At 73.0% G+C, this 2,460-nt stretch carries 3 protein-coding genes; all 3 read left to right on the top strand.

From position 1 onward, the window contains the following. Positions 1–603, top strand: a 603-nt coding sequence (locus AB0J52_RS36215; RefSeq protein WP_500187424.1) for a hypothetical protein, incomplete at its 5' end; no start/stop codon positions are given. 120 nt (positions 604–723) lie between these two features. Continuing rightward, positions 724–1,851 carry an LLM class flavin-dependent oxidoreductase gene (locus tag AB0J52_RS36210; protein WP_500187425.1) on the top strand — a complete coding sequence of 376 codons (1,128 nt, stop codon included), beginning with the start codon at positions 724–726 and terminating at the stop codon, positions 1,849–1,851. Beyond that, positions 1,848–2,450: an FMN reductase gene (locus tag AB0J52_RS36205; RefSeq protein ID WP_500187423.1), complete on the top strand. Its 603-nt coding sequence runs from the start codon at positions 1,848–1,850 to the stop codon at positions 2,448–2,450. Before AB0J52_RS36210 ends, AB0J52_RS36205 begins: the two co-directional genes overlap by 4 nt. Positions 2,451–2,460: the final 10 nt, after the last annotated feature.

Here is a 2,460-nt window from a genome sequence, read left to right as displayed (position 1 = left end):
CGCGCGGCCGAGGAAGGGGACCCGGCCGGGCGGGCCGCGCGGCTGGACCTGCTGGCCGCCGCGGCGGACGGCCGGGCCGCGCACGCCGTCCTCACCGGCTTCTGGCGGACCCAGGCCGTCGCGCTGGACTCGGGCCCGTACCTGGAGGCGTTCCTGGAGATGGCCGCCCCGGCCCCGCCGCCCGGCCCGACGCCCGAGCAGGTCCTCGCCTACGCCGAACTGGTCGAGCTGGTCCACGACCGGTCGCTGCACGGGCTGCTGCGCGCCCGGAGGATGGCCAACGCCGAGAAGGTGGACGACGAGCCGACCCTGCTGGACGGCCTGACGGAGGTCTGCGGCCGGGCGGCGCCGCTCGCGCTGGCGGACGTCCCGCCGCGTCCCGGCCCGGAACTGGACCGGTTCGTCGCGGTCCACGCGGCCGCCCGCTCCGCGCGCGACACCCCCGGCTTCCGCAGCGTCCTGGCGGAGGACCTGCGGGACGACCACGAGCCGCGGATGATCCGCTACTGGGCGCTCACCGAGGCCGTCACCGGCGGCCCGCACCTGATCAGCCGCGCGCACTGGTGGCTGTTCCGTGCCCTTGACCTGGACGTGTCCACCTGACCGAGGCATCGGGCTCCGGTCCCGGCGGGCCTGGACGCCGGTCCCGGCGGGCCCCGGAATAACGCGGGAGGCGGCGCCGCTAAGATAGTTGAACCTTCTACTAAATGGAGCCGTGTGATGATGCAGTTCGGGATCTTCTCGGTCGGACAGGTCTCGACCGACCCCGCGACCGGCCGGGTGCAGAGCGAACGCGACAAGATCCGGATGATGGTCCGGATGGCGGTCCGGGCCGACGAGCTCGGCCTGGACGTCTTCGCGACCGGCGAGCACCACAACCCGCCGTTCGTGCCGTCCTCACCGACCACCCTGCTCGGCCACATCGCCGCCCGGACCGAGCGCCTGGTGCTGTCCACCGCCACCACCCTGATCACCACCAACGACCCGGTGAAGATCGCCGAGGACTACGCCACGCTGCAGCACCTCGCCGACGGGCGGGCGGACCTGATGATGGGACGCGGCAACACCGCCCCCGTCTACCCCTGGTTCGGCAAGGACATCCGCGACGGCATCGACCTGGCGATCGAGAACTACCACCTGCTGCACCGGCTCTGGCGCGAGGACGTCGTGGACTGGAAGGGCAAGCACCGCACCCCGCTGCAGGGCTTCACCGCCACGCCGCGCCCGCTGGACGGCGTCCCGCCGTTCGTGTGGCACGGCTCGATCCGCAGCCCGGAGATCGCCGAGCAGGCCGCCTACTACGGCGACGGCTTCTTCCACAACAACATCTTCTGGCCCATGGAGCACGTGCAGCGCATGGTGGCCCTCTACCGGCGGCGCTACGAGCACTACGGCCACGGCGCGGCCGACCAGGCGATCGTGGGCCTCGGAGGGCAGGTCTACATGCGGCCCAAGGCCGAGGACGCGATCCGCGAGTTCCGGCCGTACTTCGACACGTCCTACGTGTACGCGAACGGGCCGTCCCTCGAGGAGACGATGGAGACCACCCCGCTGACCGTCGGCACCCCCGAGCAGGTCATCGAGCGGACGCTGGCCTTCCGCGACGCGGTCGGCGACTACCAGCGGCAGCTGTTCACGCTGGACCTCGGCCTGCCCGAGGAGGCCGTCATGGAGCAGCTGGAGATCCTCGGTGAGGAGGTCGTCCCGGTGCTGCGCAAGGAGTTCGCGATCGGACGCCCCGCGCACGTCCCGGACGCGCCGACCCACGCGTCCCTGCTCGCCGCCAAGAACGCCGAGAGCGGCAAGGGCGCCCAGGCGGAGGAGGCCGGCACGGAGGAGGTCGCGCGATGACCACCCGCAGCCTGGCGGTCGTGTCGGCCGGTCTGCGCGAGCCGTCCTCGACCCGGATGCTCGCCGACCGGCTCGGCCAGGCGACCGCCCAGGCCCTGCGCGAGCAGGGCGACGAGGCGGTCGTCGAGGTGGTCGAGCTGCGCACCCTCGGCCACGACCTGGTCAACAACCTCGTCAGCGGCTTCCCGGCCGGGGAGCTGAAGGCCGCCGTCGAGACGGTCACGGGGGCGGACGGCCTGATCGCCGTCACCCCGGTGTTCCAGGCGTCCTACAGCGGGCTGTTCAAGACGTTCTTCGACGTCCTCGACAAGGACGCCCTAGAGAACACGCCCACGCTGCTCGGCGCGACGGGCGGGACGCCCCGGCACTCGCTCGCGATCGACTTCGCGATGCGGCCGCTGTTCGCCTACCTGCGCGCCGCCGTCCAGCCGACCGCCGTGTACGCGGCGACCGAGGACTGGGGGAGCGGCGAGCTGGCCGAGCGCCTCACCCGGGCCGGGCGGGAGTTCGCCGGCACGATCGCCGGCCGCGCCCCCGCCGCCAGGCCCGACCCCTTCGAGGAGCCGGTGCCCTTCGAGCGCCTGCTGTCCAAGGAGTGACCCCCGCGCG

Source organism: Spirillospora sp. NPDC049652, assembly GCF_040675125.1.
In the GTDB taxonomy this organism is placed as follows: Bacteria; Actinomycetota; Actinomycetes; order Streptosporangiales; family Streptosporangiaceae; genus Spirillospora.
The sequence above is the reverse complement of the archived record's forward strand: the minus strand, read 5'-3'. Positions and strand labels throughout refer to the sequence as shown.

Bases quoted from the DNA above. Each gene is read 5' to 3' on its own strand.
- AB0J52_RS36210 (WP_500187425.1), top strand. From the start codon at position 724: ATGCAGTTCGGGATCTTCTCGGTCGGACAGGTCTCGACCGACCCCGCG.
- AB0J52_RS36205 (WP_500187423.1), top strand. From the start codon at position 1,848: ATGACCACCCGCAGCCTGGCGGTCGTGTCGGCCGGTCTGCGCGAGCCG.